This is a genomic window from Pedobacter sp. PACM 27299 (genome assembly GCF_001412655.1).
Taxonomy (GTDB): domain Bacteria; phylum Bacteroidota; class Bacteroidia; order Sphingobacteriales; family Sphingobacteriaceae; genus Pedobacter.
On record NZ_CP012996.1, the window covers coordinates 2,708,255 to 2,727,090 of the forward strand.

General features: G+C 38.9%; 22 protein-coding genes. 8 read left to right on the forward strand and 14 right to left on the reverse strand.

All coding sequences use genetic code 11. The annotated features are described in order from the left end of the window. Nucleotides 1-40: 40 nt before the first annotated feature. Both AQ505_RS11390 and AQ505_RS11395 read right to left on the reverse strand, forming a co-directional pair. Nucleotides 41-730 carry an OmpW/AlkL family protein gene (locus tag AQ505_RS11390; RefSeq protein ID WP_062548295.1) on the reverse strand — a complete coding sequence of 230 codons (690 nt, stop codon included), beginning with the start codon at nucleotides 728-730 and terminating at the stop codon, nucleotides 41-43. Nucleotides 731-868: 138 nt separating this feature from the next. After that, nucleotides 869-1,213: a lipocalin-like domain-containing protein gene (locus tag AQ505_RS11395; RefSeq protein WP_062548296.1), complete on the reverse strand. Its 345-nt coding sequence runs from the start codon at nucleotides 1,211-1,213 to the stop codon at nucleotides 869-871. Nucleotides 1,214-1,419: 206 nt separating this feature from the next. Here AQ505_RS11395 and AQ505_RS11400 point away from each other — a divergent pair, with 206 nt between their 5' ends. Beyond that, on the forward strand, nucleotides 1,420-2,136 hold the full coding sequence (locus AQ505_RS11400; RefSeq protein ID WP_062548297.1) for a YqjF family protein: 717 nt from the start codon (nucleotides 1,420-1,422) through the stop codon (nucleotides 2,134-2,136). Here AQ505_RS11400 and AQ505_RS11405 read toward each other — a convergent pair. The 8 genes from AQ505_RS11405 to AQ505_RS11440 form a co-directional block, all read right to left on the reverse strand. After that, nucleotides 2,133-2,615 (reverse strand): DinB family protein, encoded by a 483-nt coding sequence (locus AQ505_RS11405; RefSeq protein ID WP_335338005.1) that lies wholly within the window; start codon nucleotides 2,613-2,615, stop codon nucleotides 2,133-2,135. The two genes, AQ505_RS11400 and AQ505_RS11405, sit on opposite strands and share 4 nt — an antisense overlap. An 87-nt stretch (nucleotides 2,616-2,702) precedes the next feature. Next, entirely contained in the window at nucleotides 2,703-3,845 is a 1,143-nt protein-coding gene (locus AQ505_RS11410; protein ID WP_062550982.1) for a PepSY-associated TM helix domain-containing protein, read from the reverse strand. A gap of 11 nt (nucleotides 3,846-3,856) precedes the next feature. Next, nucleotides 3,857-6,235 (reverse strand): TonB-dependent siderophore receptor, encoded by a 2,379-nt coding sequence (locus tag AQ505_RS11415; RefSeq protein WP_062548298.1) that lies wholly within the window; start codon nucleotides 6,233-6,235, stop codon nucleotides 3,857-3,859. Between the two features lie 182 nt (nucleotides 6,236-6,417). Continuing rightward, nucleotides 6,418-7,440: an MAC/perforin domain-containing protein gene (locus AQ505_RS11420; RefSeq protein WP_062548299.1), complete on the reverse strand. Its 1,023-nt coding sequence runs from the start codon at nucleotides 7,438-7,440 to the stop codon at nucleotides 6,418-6,420. Nucleotides 7,441-7,791: 351 nt separating this feature from the next. Beyond that, a complete protein-coding gene (locus tag AQ505_RS11425; RefSeq protein WP_062548300.1) occupies nucleotides 7,792-9,180 on the reverse strand; it encodes a DUF5689 domain-containing protein in 1,389 nt (462 codons plus the stop codon). A 426-nt stretch (nucleotides 9,181-9,606) separates the two neighbouring features. Further along, the gene (locus AQ505_RS11430; protein WP_062548301.1) at nucleotides 9,607-10,002 is read right to left on the reverse strand and encodes a VOC family protein; all 396 of its coding nucleotides are present in this window, start codon (nucleotides 10,000-10,002) and stop codon (nucleotides 9,607-9,609) included. Between the two features lie 67 nt (nucleotides 10,003-10,069). Beyond that, a complete protein-coding gene (locus AQ505_RS11435; protein ID WP_062548302.1) occupies nucleotides 10,070-11,182 on the reverse strand; it encodes a hypothetical protein in 1,113 nt (370 codons plus the stop codon). Between the two features lie 4 nt (nucleotides 11,183-11,186). Then, entirely contained in the window at nucleotides 11,187-12,287 is a 1,101-nt protein-coding gene (locus tag AQ505_RS11440; protein ID WP_062548303.1) for an SPFH domain-containing protein, read from the reverse strand. A 214-nt stretch (nucleotides 12,288-12,501) separates the two neighbouring features. On the opposite strand from AQ505_RS11440, the gene AQ505_RS11445 reads away from it, so the two are divergent. Further along, on the forward strand, nucleotides 12,502-12,807 hold the full coding sequence (locus AQ505_RS11445; RefSeq protein ID WP_062548304.1) for a hypothetical protein: 306 nt from the start codon (nucleotides 12,502-12,504) through the stop codon (nucleotides 12,805-12,807). On the opposite strand, the gene AQ505_RS11450 is transcribed toward AQ505_RS11445, so the two are convergent. Continuing rightward, on the reverse strand, nucleotides 12,784-13,194 hold the full coding sequence (locus AQ505_RS11450) for a hypothetical protein (protein WP_062548305.1): 411 nt from the start codon (nucleotides 13,192-13,194) through the stop codon (nucleotides 12,784-12,786). The genes AQ505_RS11445 and AQ505_RS11450 overlap by 24 nt on opposite strands. Nucleotides 13,195-13,397: 203 nt before the next feature. Here AQ505_RS11450 and AQ505_RS27140 point away from each other — a divergent pair, with 203 nt between their 5' ends. Together AQ505_RS27140 and AQ505_RS11455 are read left to right on the forward strand one after the other, a co-directional pair. After that, complete coding sequence (locus tag AQ505_RS27140; protein WP_257720572.1) at nucleotides 13,398-13,523, forward strand: hypothetical protein; 126 nt, start codon at nucleotides 13,398-13,400, stop codon at nucleotides 13,521-13,523. 142 nt (nucleotides 13,524-13,665) lie between these two features. Then, nucleotides 13,666-14,442 carry a hypothetical protein gene (locus AQ505_RS11455; RefSeq protein ID WP_157262313.1) on the forward strand — a complete coding sequence of 259 codons (777 nt, stop codon included), beginning with the start codon at nucleotides 13,666-13,668 and terminating at the stop codon, nucleotides 14,440-14,442. 58 nt (nucleotides 14,443-14,500) lie between these two features. On the opposite strand, the gene AQ505_RS26350 is transcribed toward AQ505_RS11455, so the two are convergent. Further along, complete coding sequence (locus AQ505_RS26350) at nucleotides 14,501-14,677, reverse strand: hypothetical protein (protein ID WP_197286359.1); 177 nt, start codon at nucleotides 14,675-14,677, stop codon at nucleotides 14,501-14,503. Between the two features lie 87 nt (nucleotides 14,678-14,764). On the opposite strand from AQ505_RS26350, the gene AQ505_RS11460 reads away from it, so the two are divergent. Together AQ505_RS11460 and yiaA are read left to right on the forward strand one after the other, a co-directional pair. Continuing rightward, nucleotides 14,765-15,112 carry a Crp/Fnr family transcriptional regulator gene (locus tag AQ505_RS11460; protein ID WP_197286360.1) on the forward strand — a complete coding sequence of 116 codons (348 nt, stop codon included), beginning with the start codon at nucleotides 14,765-14,767 and terminating at the stop codon, nucleotides 15,110-15,112. A gap of 122 nt (nucleotides 15,113-15,234) precedes the next feature. Next, nucleotides 15,235-15,645: an inner membrane protein YiaA gene (yiaA, locus tag AQ505_RS11465; protein ID WP_062548308.1), complete on the forward strand. Its 411-nt coding sequence runs from the start codon at nucleotides 15,235-15,237 to the stop codon at nucleotides 15,643-15,645. Between the two features lie 79 nt (nucleotides 15,646-15,724). On the opposite strand, the gene AQ505_RS11470 is transcribed toward yiaA, so the two are convergent. Next, on the reverse strand, nucleotides 15,725-16,408 hold the full coding sequence (locus AQ505_RS11470) for a DUF6629 family protein (RefSeq protein WP_062548309.1): 684 nt from the start codon (nucleotides 16,406-16,408) through the stop codon (nucleotides 15,725-15,727). 74 nt (nucleotides 16,409-16,482) lie between these two features. Then, a complete protein-coding gene (locus tag AQ505_RS26030) occupies nucleotides 16,483-16,740 on the reverse strand; it encodes a hypothetical protein (RefSeq protein WP_082461500.1) in 258 nt (85 codons plus the stop codon). A gap of 90 nt (nucleotides 16,741-16,830) precedes the next feature. Between AQ505_RS26030 and AQ505_RS11480 the strand changes: the two genes are divergently transcribed. Beyond that, nucleotides 16,831-17,439 carry an RNA polymerase sigma factor gene (locus AQ505_RS11480; protein WP_062548310.1) on the forward strand — a complete coding sequence of 203 codons (609 nt, stop codon included), beginning with the start codon at nucleotides 16,831-16,833 and terminating at the stop codon, nucleotides 17,437-17,439. A 146-nt stretch (nucleotides 17,440-17,585) separates the two neighbouring features. Continuing rightward, the gene (locus AQ505_RS11485; RefSeq protein WP_062548311.1) at nucleotides 17,586-18,698 is read left to right on the forward strand and encodes a FecR family protein; all 1,113 of its coding nucleotides are present in this window, start codon (nucleotides 17,586-17,588) and stop codon (nucleotides 18,696-18,698) included. Nucleotides 18,699-18,836 lie beyond the last annotated feature (138 nt).

The following is an 18,836-nucleotide window of genomic DNA, read 5'->3' on the forward strand; positions in this document are numbered from 1 at the left end:
GCATTAAACATTTAGCTTCCTAGATTAAACCTGGTGTAGATTAGAACTTATAGCCTAAACCTACGCCTAATAACCACGATTTTATTTTCACATCTGCATTGATGCTGCCGAGTACTGGTGCCAGCTGCGGACTTGCTGCTGGTGTCAGGTTTGAAGCATCAACAATTGCTGTGGTAGAAAGGAAAATCTTCTTCAAATCCACATTAATAAAGAATTTATCACTGATGTCGTAGTCAAAACCAGCTTGAGCTGCAAAGGCAAATTTATCTTTGTATTTGATGTCTTTTACGGTTGGCCCCGCATCTGCACTATAAAAGATGGTATAATTGATACCAGCTCCAAGATATGGGTTAAACTTTCCAACAGGGTAATGATATTGTAAGGTCAGGGTAGGAGGAAGTAACCATACTTTTCCCAGATTTACATCTGCTGACTTGGAGGCACCGATCGCACTAAGGTCGGAACCTACCGTGTTTACTTTATGTCTGGTGGTACCCAGAATCAGCTCTGCCGCGAAATTTTTGTTAAAGAAATAAGTGAAATCCAGCTCAGGAATGAAAGAATTGGAAATCTTTGCATCGCCGCCAATTACGCCGATTTCTGCACTTTCCTGAGGCATTACCGCCACACCTCTCAATCTAATCCTCCATTTTTCAGCAGGCTGGCTGCTTTGTGAAAATCCGTAAAATCCGGTCATTAACAGGACCATAAGTATACTTAACCTTTTCATAATTTTGATATTTATTTAGGACAAATCTATCCTGGAATACCGATCAAAAAAATGCGCGAAAACATCGATTATACTGATCTTCGGCAGGTTTTAGCAGCTGGTAATTTTGACATTTTCATTTAGCTGATCCAGATCATATTATTCAACTTTCACATATTCTAATTTCCCTGTTTTATCACTGCTGATGGTCCTCTTTTTTGCATCAAAATAATCTACTGAGAACTTAATAGAAATGATACTGATCTTAATGGTCAGCTCCTTATTATCGTCCGAAAGTTTCCATTTGCCTTTTCGGGAATTGCTGCCATTGATTCCTTGAAATATGCCATCCTCCATAAATACCTGATAAACGTCCGTTGGTGTGGTTACAACACCATCTTTAGTCTCTTTTACCAATTTCCATTTTCCAATCAGTTCTTTAGAAGTCTGCGCATTGCTGATCAATCCGAATCCGCAAAGTAATAGTGTGATGAATAGTTTCATGTTTTTTTATTCTAATCTAAGAAATTTATAAATAAAAGCATTCAGCGGTAAGTTGAGCTTTACAACAAATGAAAATTTTCTTTATAGAAAACCAGATCCTGAATAAACTGAAGAGATTTGTGTTTATACATAAAGTATCAAGAAACAACTGGGACTATAGCAATTTAAATGGGCATTGACTCCGGTGTTTTTATGTAAATTGCTGGATGAGTTTTTTAACAGCCGAATGGAGAAAACTAGCTATGGCAAATTATGTCGTAGATAAGGAACTCCTTTATCCTTATTTGCCAGCAGGAACAGAGATCGATTTATTTAATGGAAACTGCTATGTGAGTTTAGTCGGTTTTCTATTTAAAGAAACGAGATTATTAGGAGTTCGCGTTCCTTTTTATGCTAATTTTGAAGAGCTGAACTTGCGGTTTTATGTAAAGTATCAGGAGGGAGGGGTTTGGAAAAGAGGGGTGTGTTTTATAAAAGAAATCGTACCAAAATTTGCACTGGCATTCATTGCGAATACAGTTTATAAAGAAAACTATGAGTCCATGCCTATGAAACATCGTTTCTCTGAAACTGAGCAAGAACTTAGCGTGGAATATCAGTGGAAGTATCATGATATATGGCAATCATTTGGAGTGAAAGCTGCCCTGGCATTGTCGGAAATTGAAGCGGGAACTGAGGCTGAATTCATTACAGAACATTATTGGGGTTATGCCAGGTATACGGATACAGTAACGAATGAGTATGAGGTCAGGCATCCTCGGTGGATGGAATATAAAGTAAACAGTTTTAATATTGTGGTCGACTTTGAACTTAATTACGGAGAGAATTTTAAGTTTCTGAATGAGAAGAGCCCAGCATCAGTCATGCTGATAGAGGGCTCAGAAATAACTGTGGAACGGAAGAAGACATTGCGTCCAGTTTAGCTGCTCCTGCTATCTTCATAGGTAGGCCCATAAATACTGGGTACTTTATTTCCAGTTGCACGCAGGTAAACGATCAGCTCACCCCGGTGGTGGTAAATATGATTGAACAGAAATCCACGAGTTACAATGCCTCTTGGCATTGGACCAAGAATGGTGCGTTCACCGACTTTCATCGTCCAGCTGTCTTGTAATTTTTGTTCTGTAAGCGTGGCTAATGCCGCTCTGGCCTTTTCAACATTGCGTTCAAAAAGTGCCAGTATTGCATTAATATCATTGGTATCTCCACGCTCCAGTGTCGCTTTCGCCATGTCATATACCTCTTCTGTTAATGCACCTACATACCAGTAATAAATGGTGGCAATATGCTGAGCGAGTTCGCCCATCGTCCAGGAGATGTCAGCAGGTTTATACCCAAGGTCTTTTTCTGGAATCGCATGGAGTAATTTACGTGTACTGTTTACTTCGTTTTCAAATTCAATTTAAGATATTGGATGATCATAGCTGTGTTCATTTAAAAATTAATAAAAGATAATAGCTATAAAACATCCAATATTGCTCATAAGTTTTTACGCTTGACTGGTTTTTTTCTTTTTACGGCCACGCCAGATCAGGAATCCTGTAATAGGCAAACTTGCCGCAATTAAACTCGCTAGAAAGGCCAATATTTTACCGGGTAGGCCAGCTATCGCACCAATATGGATGTCGTAGTTCATTCTGGTTATTTTATCAGCAACACTTGCATTTTTTAGTTTTCCGAAACTATGTGTTACTTCCATTTCCATCAACGTATATTGATCGTAGTAAAGGTAATCGGCTTTCCAATACGTGTCCGTATCTGGATTTATCGCGACTTCTATGGCCGACTTCGCATTTTCAGGAACATGTACTTCCAGTCCTCCAGTGTAACCTGGTAAGCCTTTTAAAGTCTTTGCCCATAAAATGTCCATTGCCGGCTGTGTCCCTTTAAAGCTATTTACCTGTGTCGTATCCGAGTAACTTTCCGCAAACTGTTTCATCTGGTCTCCGCCCGAGGAAATCCAATACACCGATTTTGCAAACCATTGAAAGCCCATTACGAGGCCAGATATGGCTATAAAAATCAGGATCCAGGTCATGTAAAAGCCCATGACATTATGTAAGTCGTAGTTGACGCGTTTCCATTTTGCATTCCATTTAATACTGAATCTTTTCTTACTCGCCGCTTTGTTTTTCGGCCACCACAATACCAGACCTGAAATCAGTAAAAACAGAAACATTAAGGTGGCTGAGGCGAGGATCGGCTGACCAATATGTGCTGGAAGCCAGAGGTAATAATGACCCATGATCATGATCCTGAAAAAGTCATCCTCCATATTTTTAACCTTTAATACCTCAGCGGTGTAAGGGTTTAAAAATACAATCCAATAATAAGATGGGCTTTCTGCAAAATAAACCACCTGTGAAGATTTTCCTGGCTGATAACCCACACTATGGGCATGTTTACCAGGCAAGGCTTCATCTGCAATTTTTTTAAGTAAGGAGGGGGCCATCAAAGCACGCTGCTCTACTTTTGTGAACCGATAGGGCTGTGTAATGTCTTCAATCTCACGTTCAAAGGCTAATATACATCCGGTAATCCCTAAGAAACACACAAATAGCCCGGATGTTAATCCGAGCCATAAGTGCAATTGTCCTGTCCAATATTTGAACGTCTTTTTTTTATTGTTCAACACTGATTTTATTAAAATTTGTAAGCAATGCTCAGTCTGTAATTTCTTGGTGCTTCAGTTTGCCAGTAGTAATAATCGCCATAAGAAGCGCCGCTATATAGGTATTTGTCCAGGATGTTGAATACATTTCCTGTTAAGCGGATTTTATCTTTTTCCCAAAATACACCGCCGTCTAATTTAAAGTAGCTAGGCATTTCCTGAGTTCCTGCACCTCCCCATGACCATGAACTGCGGTCGGCCAGATAGCTGAAACCACCACTTACGCCAACACCTTTTAAGTCGCCATCTTGAATTTTATAGCTCAGCCAGGCATTTGCATTATGTTTGGCATAGCCTGCGATTTTAGTTCCAACAGCAATAATTTCCCCATAAACTTCTGTAGCCTTACTTACTCTGGAATCTGTAAGTGCATAGTTGGCGATCAGGTTTAATCCAGGTAAGATCTCCCCACGAAGGTCAAATTCGATCCCTTTTGTTCTGCTTTGTCCCAATTGTAAAGAGTATGGGGAGGCAGGTGTACTGGTTGGGTCTGGCGACAATTCATTATTTTTAAGGATGCGATAAGCGGCAATGGTCGTGTTCCAGCGGCCATCAAACCAATCTTTCTTGATTCCAAATTCGATGTTGTTTCCGGTGATCGGTTTTGGTTGTGCTCCGCTTTTAATTGCACCTGTCTGCGGAATAAAAGTCTGGTCAAATAACCCATAAACAGAGGTTTCTTTATCAATGGATACACTTAAACCTACTCTAGGTGTAAATCTTTTGTCTTCTGTGTTTACGCCATATTCAGATTGTTTCACGTAGGTGAATCTTCCGGCCAGTGTTAAGCGGATTTTGTTTTCCAGAAAACCAAGCTCGTCCTGCAGGTATAGGCCAGTATAAGATTGATTTACACGGCTATTTGCAGCTCTTTGGTATAAGCTCTTACTGCGGTCAAATTGAGGAATCCCATTTGCAGGAGCACCATATACTGGATTGTAAATGTTAAACGGTTTAGCAGCATTGTCAAGTTTAGCTGATTGTCCAAAATCATAATAACGCTCTTTATCACCTACATCCAGGCCTACTAAAATACGGTGACTGATGCTTCCGGTGGTTGCTTGTCCATTTAAAAATACCTGACCGAATTTATAGTTCAATGCGGCATCAAATAGGTAAAGGTCACGAATGATATCGCCATTCGCAGCTACAGATGCGGGCCATATATCACTTGATTGCTGACTGAAATTTACATACGCTAATTGCGCGGTAAGTTTCCAGTTTGCATTAAAATGGTGCTGCATGTTTAAGAACAGGCTATGCTCTTTCGCAAGGTTAGGTTCTAAACCAGGTTCAGACATGGTGAAATTTCTAGGTAATGTCGCATAGCCATCTGGAGCGAAAACATAAGCTGAGCCTAGATCTGATAGTTTCACATGCTGATAATTATATTCCGCAGTGATCAGGGTTTGATCATCAACCTGGTAGCTAATCACAGGAGCAATGCTATATCGGTCGTTATATTCATAAGCACGGTGTGAGTTTTTGCTTTGGCCCATTAAGTTTAGGCGGTAGGATAATTTTCCGGATTTGTTCAGTTTTCCATCCAGATCAAGCGTGCTGCGGTACATATCATAGCTGCCTAAAGTAAAAGAAGCTTCACCATTAAAGTCTCTTCCAGTAGGTTTTTTAGTCACCACGTTGTAAATACCACTTGGTTCACCGTTAGACATCATAAAGCCAGATGGGCCTTTCACAAATTCGATGTGGTCTACAAAACTCATGTCTTCAGTAAGCGGGCCCCAATCAGAGGTTAAATTTATCCCATTTCTAAAAGCGGCTGCTCTTGCTCCACGGGTGTTTACGCGGGTGTATAGATCACCCCAATGCTCTAATCTGGTAACCCCACTAACATTTCTGATCACACCATCACTCATACTGGTAATCTGCTGGTCGGCAAGAGTGGAAGAAGTAATGATTTGAATGTTTTGTGGTACCTCTAATAGTGGTTCATCCAACCTCAATGAGGAGGAGGGAGCATCCACTTTATATTTTCTTTTATTACCAGAAACGACTACCTCTTTTAATTCATCGGCACTTTCTGATAAACTGAAATTGATATAGATCGTTTGATCTCCAGATACAGTTGCTGTCTTTTCTGCACTTTTTAAGCCTATCGCGGAAACGCGTATGATATAATGGCCATCTTTAATTTTTACGAAGCTATATTCTCCTTTATCGTCTGTAGTCACTGCAATTCCTTTGCCCTTCAAGCCTACACTCACGTAAGCAGCGGCTTGTCCATCAGCGGTTAGTATTTTCCCTTTAATGCTATTCTTTTGCTGGGCATTGCCTGCAATGGAGCATAAGGAGAGCAGGAATATTAAATTAAATAGTCGAAGTATATTCATGTTTTTATTTAGATTAATTCTAATTGATGGCAAATATTGCATCTATTTAGTTACAAACAAAATTTATTTAGAATTATTCTATTTAGTAGGGGATACAGGAATCAGATCTCTATTTACAAAAAAGAGCCATCAAAATCTGATTTTGATGGCTCTTCTCAAGCATTATGTAATTGCAAATAGATTTAATTTGTCAGCTTCACTGCTTTAGCAGCGAAATATTGTTGGAGATAAGATTTTACCTGCGCTTTTTTTGCGGCATCGTCAATAAAACTATCAAGAGGCATCAAGCCATTGTTATAAACACCAATGAATCTTGCATTATCTTCGGTCGTAGAAGCACGCCAATCGTTAATATTTACTGTCATTTTATTATTTACGATTTCAGGTTTTAGTTTACTCATATCGCCGCCAATAGAACTATAATGGATTTTAGCTGATGAGTTTGCATTTAAGTCTCTTAAGTTTACTTCATCCAAATAACCGCTCGCCAAGCCAAAAGTATGTTTTAGCGCGTAGCGTAAGCCTTCCATAATAATGGCTCCTCTATTTTGCGCAGTAGCTTCTGCCTGATAAATGACGTCAAATTTTGAACCCATTTCTATCTGGGTGAGTACGTGCGTTCCATATTTATGAACGAGTTCTTCTGCATTTAATGTAGTGATGTCACTCTTAAAACCAGCTGTTAAAAAGTTATTTATGGTTTGTCCATAAAAACTGTACCTTTTCCAGATCATGTAATTAGAATAATATCCGTAAAGATATTTTTTATCAGTGGCGACTGTTCCTTGGAAAATGTTTTCCACAGTATTTCCGAATAGTTTCAATCCTTTTGTTTCTGTAAATGAATTGGAAAGTTTTTCTGAAAGCCCTACCGCATCATTGGCTTGAATATTTTTCCAGGAACCTTCAGTACCTCTCGATACAATCACCCTTTGGGGTTCACTGGCAGCAAAAGCAGGAACATCTACTACATTAGCCCTTACCGAAGCTTCATCGTTGAACTTGTCTGTAACATCATATCCAAAGCCTAAAAAATCATAAGTCTTGGACCAAGGATACAAGGGCTTACTTTCTTGTGTTGCTCCTTTAACTACCAGTTCAATATCTGGTGATAATTTTTCTTCAAGTGTCGTGCTTTCTCCCGAATTTTTCTTGCAGGAAGCAAGGATGGCAAAAGTTGCCATGAATAGCATTGTTTTTTTCATTTGATTTATATTTGTGTGTATTCTTTTGAGCTCAATTTTGATGCCATTTTACAATAATTTTTAAATTATATGTCAACTTTTTTAAGTTACTGCAAGCCCCGTTTTTTATATCCTGCTGTTTTGATTGAGTCAAAAAAAGACAGTATCAGGAAAGTTAACTAAAGCGCTGTAGGGCAGTATGTTGCGAGGTTCGCTGACTGTTGTGGTCATAAAATATCTTTCTACTTACCGGACGATAAGAAAATTTAAGCAACAGTGAAAATGGTTAGGATAAAAAAAATAACCCTGCCCATCGGATTTGAAAACCAGGAGCAGGGTTATTTTTTTTGTTTTTTCAGAAAACGGGAAAAATTAGAAGCCCATTTTTACCTTGTCTATTATCATCGGGATATAACGGTCTCGATAATAAGTGCTGATACCGGGTGTTTTTCTTGAGGACAGATTAATGAGGTCTAGCTTTGGATTTTCCAGCCATTCCTGACCTTTTCCTGCACTAATACCCATCGCGATTAAATCCTCCAGGCTGGAAGGGATTATAAATTTAGCCGTATAAAATTTACCGGTTTCTTTAATAGGAGCTAACAATGATGTCAAGCGATAAGACTCACTATTGCCTATTTTTATGCTGATTCCTATATTCACTTCGTCGATGCCGGTGTTAAATGGTAAAAGTGTTAAATTAATGGATTGATTGCCACTCATTTCAGAAAAGATGGTAATGCCCATACTTTTACTCGCGGCAAATGTGACTTCCATAACTTTCAACCCTTTTAAATTCAATTTATCAAAACGCTGCAGTCGGAGGAAACCGTCAATAGAATCTTTAGGCAAGTAAGGATATATCTTTCCTGGCTTCGTAAAAACTAGATCTGCCGAATTTGCAAGCTGCTTGATTGCACCTTCTTTCGGATCTCCATACCAGTCTGCAACTTCGGTCTGCATGACGTTCACCGTGCTTGAAGGAATAGAATTAATGCCTGTGTTTGTCCATTTTGTAAATTCATCTACAACATATTTTAATGGAAGGATTTCTCGCATATTAACTGGGGCCAACTGGACTTCATTTCCATTTAAACGTACAATCCCTAAAATGCTCATCATTTCCTGAGGCAGCTCCTGGTTATTAAATACCGCATCTGCCAGGATATAGGAAGCAAGGGTCACCTTTCCATCTCTTATTTTCATTTTCCCTGAATAGTTCCCATTATCAGAGCTCAATTCGCATGGGGAAATGCGTATTAAACTACCTTCCCAATCTTTTTTATTTGCCTGAAGTTCTCTCACAGTAGTTATCCGGGGGATAATGTGACCAACACCTACCTTTTTTACTAAATTAGTAGCCAAATCCTGCAATACTACAGTCCCATTCAATTTTGTTAATGTCTGATCGAAAATGTTTATTTCCAGGCTGTCATTTAAAATAAAATTATGAGCTGCTTTTAACTCGATCATGAGCCCGCTCTTCCCATTACCTTCCTGTAGAAACAGCGTTCTATTGTTCTCCAAATTTTTTGAACTGGCATCCGAGATCACAACACCTCTAATTACACCCTCGTCCTTAATTTTTATTAATTCTGCCGTGCTTAAAGCCTTTACATAGGCAATCGAAATTTGTTTAGCATCAGGAATCGGAATAAACTCCTGCTCTTCATTTTTAGCTTTTGAACAAGAGGCCATAATGGCTATGAAAATTAAAAGCATTGATAAGGTAACCGGGTGACCTGCATAGATTCTTTTCATAGCGGAGTTTTAGAGTGGTTAAATAATAAATATTCATTTCCTATCCTAAAGTGTAATTTACAGTTCAGGGGAATAACTAGGGTAACTTTATTTAATCTTTATGATATTGTTTGTTTTTTTTACTGTGACTCGTGATTTAAAATTAACTATATCTAAAATAAGCTATTAAATTGAATATTTAGGTAATATTTTTGTTTTTACAGGAAACCATACTGTGGTTGGTCTGTTGAATACCAGGATTTAGAGGGGATTGGTAGGAGGGGTGGCATTGCATCAAACAAAAGAAGACTGTTAATTAGGAGATTAACAGTCTTCTTTTGTACTATTAGGATTTTGTTGATTCCTTTCCTGTCCATGTCTGGGAATTTACAGCTGACTGTATTAAAAGGTAGATTTATTGGATGAACATGAGAAGAAAATGGTTCGTTAACTGAATTTCTTGATCGCTTCCGGACTGACAGGGCTGAAGAAGTTGATTAAATTACCATCGGGATCACGAAATAATAAGGAGCGATTTCCCCAAGGCATGGTGGTCGGCTCCTGAACAATTTCAGCTAATGCGTCTTTAATACGATCGTAATCTTCATCCACATTCTTCACAAGAAATTCTATAGTGACACTTTTGTTGCTTGCTGGCTCCGCGAAATCTTTTCCGAACAAGCTCATGGTCAGGGTACTTCCTATGGCTAAATTAAAGCTGCCGAGATGGAGCTCTGCGAAGTCTGCTGTTGACCAATGCGCAGTTAAACCAGTGATTTTTTCATAAAACTGTACCAATTGTTTGATGTTTGTCGTGATGATTCTTAATGATGCTAAATTCATGATGCTTTTGTTTAATACTTTAGCACAAAAATAAATTAGCCCGGTGACAGCTATATGTCAGTAGAATTTAAACTAATAAAGTTACCAAACAAAGTAAAATCAATACCATAAATACAAATAGAATGATCTTGGTCCAGCTTAAAGGACGCTCACCAATCACTTCACCGGTGCTGGCGTTGACCGTAAACTGATAGATTTTCTTATTGTAAACATAAGCACTCAGCCATACCGGCAGCATGATATACTTTATTGCTTTCTTATGGAAATCGGTATAGAAACCGCTAATCTGCTGTTCATCTCCACCAATCTTAGATTGTATGGTAAACCTGATTCTATCTTTAGTTTGGTCTGAGGCTAAAGAAAAGCCCTGTTCAGGGGTAACCTGATAAGTTTCAGAACGGAAGCCACTCATATAGCGTTCGTCGAACTTCACCAGCAGGTCAAAATTCCAGGGGGATAATTCCTTTAATGTTTTAGTAGGAAGAGACTTACTGGCAGGTACAATCAGGTCATTAAAGATGTTTTCGACTTCGCCTGTAACTGTAGTCCAGCGGGTATGGCGCACTTGCCTTGTCCTGTTTTCCGTTTTGCCATTCTCCTTCGTTACCGTATAGTTTTCCGTGGTGTAATAATAATCGCCGCGATTTCCAGTATAAGCGCTGGTTGTGGTGGTATCAAAAGACCAGTGGGGTAGGTAAACTCCCTGAATGGATGAAGTACTGGACTTGACCTGTTTGATCAGGTCACTTGGTGCCCACCAAAGTTTATTGAGCCAGTTTTGAAAGAAATAAACGGCCTGATCTTTACTGATCTCGAATGGCAAAACATAATGCGGGGGCACATATTGCTGCCCATTTTGCGTACTCAACACTAATGGTGCTGTGCAAAACGAGCACCGATCTGAGGTGGTAAAAGCGCTCAGCACAGTTTCTGAGCCACAGCTGCTGCATTTCACCATTTTAAGATCGTCAGTCTTTTTGTTCTGATCGATGCGGTCTACAAAAAGCTCATAATCAAACGATTTGATGGTGCTGGCATTGTGGTCAGTTGCTATTGGATTACTGACGCCGCAATGATCACATTTGAGGTTTCCGCTGCCGGGTACGAAAAGTAGCAATGCACCGCAACCGTTACATTTTAGAGAAGAATTAAGGACAAGGGGTGGTACTGTGTTGTTCATGAAATTAGATGAGTGGTGGTGGTTCATGGTCAAATAACTCGGTCAAGGACCCTGCAGGAGCCCATGCCGCCATTCCCTTTTTCCAAACCTGAGTTTCTTTATTGATCACATTAGCGGCGATCAATGTTTTAATAGAATCAAGGCTGTGAGGTCCATCAGGTTTTCCATCTTTTGCGAAATGATATTCTACCGCATTTAGTGATGGGGGAGCCTCTGCAGTTTTTGCATTGGGATCAAACTGGTTTTGCTGAAAGATATTGCCCACCTGGCCCATCATCGCTGCGCCAACGCCAATTCCCATACCTGCTGCTCCAAGGTTGCCACCAATGGTGTTTTCCGCAGATTTTTCGATCGCATTTGCGGCCTGAAACTGCGCATAAGCACCCAGGTTTCCGATGATGCCCATCTGACTCCGTTTGTCTAGTGCCTGTTCTACTTCAGGAGGTAAGGATATGTTTTCAACAAATAATTTGCTGAGCTCAAGTCCGAGTTCGGTAAAATCAGGCTGTATATGTTGTGTTACCAGAAGGCCCACTTCATTGTAATTCGCAGCAAGGTCAAGTACCGGTATTTTGGACTCTGCAATGGTATCCATCGCACGCGAAACTACGGTATTGCGCAGCTGCTCGTTAATGTCGTCAATGCTAAAGTTGGGATTGGTAGCAGAGATCTGAGTAAGAAATACTTTGGCATCCTGTACTTTAAAGTTGAATGAACCAAAAGCACGCAGGCGAACTGGACCAAATTCTGCGTCACGTATCATCACCGGGTTTTTAGTGCCCCATTTTTGATTTAAAAAAGTACGCATGCTGACAAAATAAACGTCTGCCTGAAATGGGCTGTTGAAGCCATATTTCCAACTCATCAAGGTGGTCAGAATAGGAATGTTCTGCGTAGTAAGCTCGTACATACCCGGAAGAAATACATCCGCTATCCGACCATCGTTCATGAAAATTGCTACCTGCGATTCACGTACTGTCAGTTTAGCGCCCATTTTTATCGCGTTGTCATTACGAGGGAATTTCCAAACCAGGGTGTCCTGACTATGGTCTACCCACTCAATAACATCTATAAACTCACCTAATAATTTGCTAAATAATCCCATGGAATGATATTCTTGTATAGTTTTTTTTGATAAATATAGTTTTATTCTGCAATCTATCAAATATTACCTTAGAGTCACAAACGGTTAATTGTTACAGGATTTTACAATGAAAACAGCAGTTGACAAAAAAATGAGCATTAACGGACTTAATGCTTCCTACGGAGCTTCAAACTGTATTTCGGCTAATTGTGATGTGAGTTTATATGTTAGATGAATGACAATTCTAAAAGCAGCAATAAATGGGAGGAGGAGTCATATCGATCATGTTATGGTTCCAATTACAACCATTTATTTCTTTGTGCGCGATACCAAAACCTTAGCATCAACTGGAAGGAGAGTTTTAAGAAATCGTTTGTATGAAGGAAAAGATCTGCTTTTGAAAGGTACTGATGACAAAAGCTGGGATATGGCGTCAATATTCCTAGATACTTTATTTTTGAAACAGCTGAACCTGATCAAATATCAAGCTCAGCTGTTTAATTCATTTTCCAATATTTTAGTTAACTGTTACGGTTTTTGAGGCAATAACAGTAGTTCCATCTTCAGTCTCTCCAACTAGGGATAGCGTGAATGTTCCACGCTTTATAAAATCTTCACCGTCTAAAGAGATGGCAGTTTTTCCGTTTATGATCGGCTCGACAGCACTTCTTACCTGAATAACACCTTCTCCCCTTATTTCCCATCTAAAGTCTGTTCCAAAACGAATCATTTTAACTTCATAAATATAACCCGTACCCAACAGACTAATACTGCTTGGGCCGGCCATATTAACAAACATTTTCTTGTTCTTGATGAGTTTGGTTTGTGGCTCATTCTTTTTCTTATGATTCAGTTCATTATTTGCACTAACACTTAATGAACCTGCAAGCATAAGTACTGCTGCACATAAAATCGTAGCATTTTTCATAATCTTGAATATATAGTTGTTAATATTTATTGTAGTGCAATTTAAGTTTAATTATATCAATTATTGTAAATAGTTTTTTTATTATTTAATAAAAACGTTTTTGGTATGATTATAGGCCTTTTTTTTTAAAGTAAAATTTGTTGTCATGTTTTTGATCCATCGTCTCGCATTATAAATAATCATAAAATCAACATTTAAAATTCATGAAACTCTCTAAACAGGTTTTGCTGGATAACATGCTTAAGGATTTAAACCCTAAGTTGAGGAAACGTATCATCCAAGACGCTATGGCCGAATTGACGGTGATGCTGATTGGAGGATTTGTATAAAAGAAGGAGCTATACAGCAACCTTTTTCAACCAATTGTATTATTGACAAATTGTATTTATTAAAATAACGTATCACATAATGGTGATTTTTGATGTGGAGTTGTTTTCTGAAATCCTTATTTTAGCGGAAAATTATCATTTGATGGTCCGTATACTGTTATTGTTTTTCGTCTTATTGAAATTGCCTGTTTATGCTCAGGATATAAAATCTCTGGAGAACAAACTACATCATTTAGCTCAGCAGAGGGAGAAATGGAGTCACAGTCAGGAGGAAAAATCATACGATTCGCTTGCTAAGTACAATAAGGAATTGGAAGTGTTGATTTTGAAATTTACGGCTAATAACCCTAAAACGTTAAGTCATCAATTTGACAAAGAAAAGGTTGGATTGGATATACTTACTTCTAATGATGGTCTTTTTAGAATCTATACCTGGAATACAATGGAAGGTGGAACTATGCAGTACTTTAGAAGTGTTTATCAGTATAATGTTGCTGGGAAAGTGCATTCCATGACGAGTGATACACCCGAGGAAGATAACGGATGCCGGTTTTTGGAAATCAATGACCTGACAGTTGCTGGTAAACGTTATTATCTAACCACTAGCATCAGTGTTGGAAGTAGCGCATTATACTATTACCAGGCAAAAATTTTCTCTGTTGAAAGCGGAAAGTTAAATCCAAATGCCAAACTGATTAAAACTAAGACCGGGATCAAGAATGTCATCGGTTACGAAATTGATCTTTCCAGCTCGTCCAACAGGGATAGAAAAGACGGGGTGGAACCTAGGGATTATATGAAAATGCTGTATGATCAGAAGGATAAGACGATACTGATTCCCCTGATCAATGCAGACGGCCGAGTGACCAAAAGCAAAATCAAGTATCAATTGAAAGGACTGTATTTTGAAAAGATCTAATTTTTTAGCCTTGGAAACTACTGCTATCAATTTAAACACTTATAGCGCATTCAGATCTTTAATGTGTTAAAAATTTAATGATTTCATCAATGCTTTTCAGCTCAATAAAATTATCGTGTTTCAAGTTATGGTCCTGCTGTTCGTGCGTCCAGGTCACGTGGTAGGGAATATGAGCGGCGAAACCACCAATCTCCAATACGGGCAGAATATCCGATCTTATAGCGTTTCCTATCATTAAAAAATTTGAAAGCTTACAATCTAAATGTTTCAGTAGTTTTTGGATTTACAAAATGTTTCTTTACGGAAGACAAAAATTCCATGTTTGTGCAGTATTGAAGCAATGACAGCAGTGACTGTTTATGCGATATCCCTCCCTTACTTTCGTGCTTTACTTAAAAAGGACATCGCTTTAAACAATTTATTGCTCGAAGTTTTTGCAGAGCGTATTGTGAATACCTCCAGTAGGGCATCCTATCAGCAATTGTATACCACAGAATATACTTTAGCAAAATTGCTGAAATTGCAGTCCAAGCAAGAAATCGAAATACCTAGAGAAGATATGGCCGCTTATTTAGGGATTACGATAAGAAGCCTAAATAGATCCATAAAGAATTTAGGAGCTGGGCTGGGTACCGTGCCTTTGCTGAACTTCTACTTTATATATGTGTAAAAATCGGAAGATTTGCCTCAGATGAAGTTTTTAATAAAATGAATCTTACTGGTTTTAAAGATAATTAATTATAATTGTCTAATTAACCAATCAACATCCACCATTATCTATTTGAAAAATTAATGAATCAAAAACCATCAAGTGCATTTATTGGGGCCTCCTGGGTCGCTTTAATGGCAGGATTTGCTGCTTACAATATTGGTCTTTTCAATGCGACCATGCAATTGAACGAAAAGGGGTATTATTTTACCATCCTTATTTTCGGTGTGTTTGCCGCAATTTCTGTACAAAAATGCGTTCGTGACCGATTAGAGGGCATCCCGGTAACTAATATTTATTATGGAATCGCATGGTTCTGCACAATTCTTTCTATCGCATTATTAGCAATAGGCTTATGGAATGCTACACTTGCTTTAAGTGAAAAAGGATTTTATGCTATGGCATTCTTACTGACAATTTTCGCTTCTATTGCTGTACAGAAGAACACTAGAGATAGTATTTCAGCTGAACCTAATAGCGACAAAGGAATTTAATCATTGCAGTAGAGCCTGAAATATTAGTTCTACAGTTATTTGTTTAAGCCTCAGCATATAGCTGGGGCTTTTTTGATACTTATGGCCTAGTAAACAACTTAGCGACGGGTATAGGTTTTAAATTTCCAGAATTCTGCCTTGTGATGATGAAAAGAATCAGCATGCTCAATATCGAGCCGAAGAAGCACCATACAGAGGTAAGGTAGTTGGTATAAAAGATTGCCGTGACCACATAGGAAATGACAAGTGTCCAGCCCAACATTCTGAGCAATTTATGACTGGAGAAGAATGGTGAAATTGCCGTAGCCAACATATAAGGAATGCCTCTGAGCAGTTTGCTCTGGAAAGGAAATTCCAGTGAGTATCTGATGTGGTGTTCCTCTATTCTAGCCGAAGCTTTAAAATTCAATAGCGAATAGCCAAGGTATAAAGCTGCCAATACCCCAGTGGCTAACAGGACTAACAAAATTTTCTTCCTACCCGGATCTTTTTCAAACAACAGCATTGATAAGGGAACCAATATGGGCCAGACGGTCTGGGCAAATCCCAGGAATAGGTACATGGTAAGGTCAGTCCAGGGTGCATAAGCCGCATGCGAAAGTGTCAGCCATAAGAATCCCTCCATAGCCTGTTGCACTGCAAAAAGGATCGGAATGCAAGCGAGTACATATTGTGGGATTGTTTTAGCTTTTATCAAGGCAATACCGCCTACCACTAGCAGGCCAGCACCTGCTGTAAAACTCGCTGTAGCAGAAAAACACATTAGCCTTTTCTTTATATCTGAGGAAAATTCATCAGGTATTAGACTAACGTTCCAGCATGATAAAAGTTTAGGGATTAAGAAATATTCTGACCTGTACTTTCTGCATGCTGCTTTATAGTGAGATTGCGGTTCATCAAAAGCGTTTCCATATATTTCTTTAAAAACAGATGATCTGCAATTTTTCCTAAGATTCCTAAAGGAGATATCCTACCTGCTATTACTCTTTCCTGGGTCTGCTTTGTAGAAACCTGGTGTAAATCGATACTTCTGGAAAGATCAAATACGATGGCAGGTGTAGCTAGAATGAATGTACTGAGATATATTGTAGGCATGATGGTGCAGGACAGTTATTAAATCTATTTCTCCAATATTAGGAAATTATAATCTACCATTTATAATTCAATTACGGGGAGTAGCAATTTATGGACTCAAGGTGTGTAAAAAACCTAAGTGCTTTTACTGATGCTGAATTGGCGATCTTAATTGCCGAAGGTGATGCGCTTGCTTACACTGAGATCTATAATAGGTATAGCGCTGTACTATGTGTTTTTGCGTATAAGCGTTTAGGCAATAGGGAAGAGGCAAGGGATCTGGTACATGAACTATTTCTTTGCCTGTGGCGAAAAAGAACAGAGATGAGCGTTACCGTAACTATGTCTACCTATTTATTTACTGCTATTCGTAACCGGATGTTAGATCTAATCTCCCACAAAAAAGTATCTTCAAAGTATGTAAATAGTTTTCAGAATTATTGCACAAACACGGAAAATCACTCTGCTGATCATTTGGTGAGACATAACCAGTTGCTGGCATTAATTGAAAAGGAGATTGCTGCGTTACCTCCAAAAATGCGTCAGGTTTTTGAATTCAGTCGGAAGTCGAGTTATAACCGTAAGGAAATAGCCGCCGAACTAGGACTTTCTGAACAAACCGTGAAAAGTCACTTACAGCATGCGCTGAAAATATTAAAATTAAAACTGGGCACTATCGTCTCTATTGTGATGTCTTTCCTCCATCTATTCTTTATTTGAGCATAGCTTGAATTTTATTTGTGTATATCCTGATCTCTCCTCTGTAGGCATCGAATTCGGATGGTTTTAAAATAAATAATATTTATTTAACCCTGATGTTCAAGTTAGCCGTCTTATCCTTAATCTGAAATAATACTGCATTTTGAATGAAGAATAAAAACCTGGAAGATATATTGAAAAGGTACAAAGCTGGTAGGGCAACACCCGAAGAACAAGCTTTATTAGAGAGCTGGATAATGTTTGGGAATATGCCTGCCCATGATCTATCTGAAACTGAATTGGGAGCGGATGTAATGATCGCTGCAAAAGGATTACCTGTTGTAAAACAAGGGAAAATCCGGAAAATCTGGTGGACTGCTGCGGCTGCTATTCTTCTTTGCTTTAGTGCATCTTATCTCTATGAGATGACCTTCCATAACAACCAGTCGATTTCGGAATATGCTAATGACATCAAACCTGGTGGAAATGATGCAGCGCTAATTCTGGCAGATGGTAGGAAAATAAGTCTGAATGAAGCTCAGGATGGAGAAATCGCCAGCGAATCAGGCGTAAGTATAAAAAAAACTGCGAATGGAGAGCTGATCTATACCATTGGAACCAATGGAAATAAGAACGCTTCAAATGATGAAGTTTTCAATACCATCCTGGTCCCGACCGCCGGACAGTATCAGATACGGTTGCCTGACGGCACTAAAGTATGGCTGAATTCAAAATCTAGCTTACGTTTTCCTGTGCAATTCAGTGCGCATGAAAGAAAAGTGGAGCTGGTAGGAGAAGGCTATTTTGAGGTGATGCACCAGAAGTCCAAACCTTTTAAGGTAAAGAGCGGGGAGCAAACTGTAGAGGTGTTGGGTACTCACTTCAATATCATGGCTTATGGAAATGAACTGTCAGGCAAAGTGACGTTGCTGGAGGGATCTGTAAAGGTTGAAAATAAAAGCAATGTTAAAGTTCTGGTTCCCGGACAGCAGGCGGAATATGTTTCAGGTCAGCTGAGTGTGTCTAAGGTAGATGTTGCTGATGCTGTGGCCTGGAAGAATGGATATTTCAGGTTTAATGAAAGTCTAAGGAGCATTATGACCAAAATCAGTCGCTGGTATGATATAGAAGTCGTCTATGAAGATGCACCGGACGATGCCTTGGTATTTGAGGGAGAGATATCCCGCGCAAGAAATATATCATCAGTACTTAAGCTGATGCAATCAACAGGAAATGTACACTTTAAAGTTGAAGGAAGGAGGGTGACCGTAAGCAGATAAAATTACCTGACCAAACAAAATCTGGCAAGAAACCAAAGGTGCTTGAACACCCTTGGTAAATATTCGGATCAGATTTTCCGATAGAATCGGATAAAACATTATGCATTAATACTTTACAACTAATCCAAACAAACCAAA